At 51.9% G+C, this 1088-nt stretch carries 1 protein-coding gene; it reads left to right on the forward strand.

Features of this window, described 5'->3' with window-relative positions; translation table 11 throughout:
• Positions 1–489, forward strand: a 489-nt coding sequence (locus PGW49_RS10345; protein ID WP_270226447.1) for a hypothetical protein, incomplete at its 5' end; no start/stop codon positions are given.
• Positions 490–1088 lie beyond the last annotated feature (599 nt).

Below are 1088 nucleotides of genomic sequence, written 5' to 3' on the forward strand. Positions count from 1 at the left end.
GAATTGCTGGTTGTTCCGCTGTTTTCTCTGATTGGTTCTATTGCAATTTCTGTGTACCTAATTGTTTCCACGCGGCGAAGAGAGTTCGCGGATTTCTCTGTTCGAATGCGACGGGACTTTGTTGCGTGCTATATTTCTAGTCTTCTTTTATCGACAACCTATTTATCGACAACCTGCTCAGTGATAATTGCCGTTTGGGTTCAGTTGATTCTTACGCAAAACACTGCGGTTGATGGGGGGCTTGGACTATCGATCCTGTATTCCCTTCCCGGGCTATATGTGATCTTGTGCGCTTTGCCGCCTTTTTATGCGAGCGGCGAGAGCAAAAAGGCAGAGCGCCTGATAACATTTCTTATTGGCGGCGCGGAGATTGTTCTTTGTGGAATAGTGCTTGAAGGTCCGGCTGCCTCTTATGCGATGATTGGACTGATGATTCTGTTCTGTGCGTTTGAGATTGTGTCACAGGTAAGGGATAGCCGGTCCTTATGAGTTGAATTACGCGCGTGCAGATATAAAGGGTGGCATGTTAAATTTGTTGAAAACTCTGACATGCGCTGCCGACTTCATTAAAATCGATTGCCAATCAAGTCTTCCTATATATGCGAGCCCTGAGAAGCTGCGCTGTGAACCTGAGACCGCTATCGATCGGCCCGGTGCACCGGGCCGCTGTCCTCGAGCCGGCATCAGCTTGCCGGTCTCAAAACGTATGCCGTCCGGTACGACCAACAGCCGAGTCTTGCGCCCAGTTCGAGCAGCGCCAGAACCCCGTGCCGGAACCCACGCAGCCGATGGCAGGGGAATTCAGCCGCGGCCATCGAGGAGCCGACCTAGGGACGGCGCCCTCATTCCTCAATGGATTTCCACCGCCCCTTATAGGTCTGGATTGATTTAATGCTTGATTTAATCCGGCTGAATAAGCCGACCATGGGCCGGTTGACATAATGTAAGGTAAAAGAGCAGATGCGGCCGTACGCCGGTGCGGGTGATGTGACAGAATGCAATACACGTATTGCATCTAACCGGGAGGTGCGGTAGTGTCGAGAAAGTTGGTGTAGCGCCCGAACCGAAGCGAGTAGGCCCGGCGTCCA

Source organism: Collinsella aerofaciens (assembly GCF_027679495.1).
Lineage (GTDB): Bacteria > Actinomycetota > Coriobacteriia > Coriobacteriales > Coriobacteriaceae > Collinsella > Collinsella aerofaciens_AK.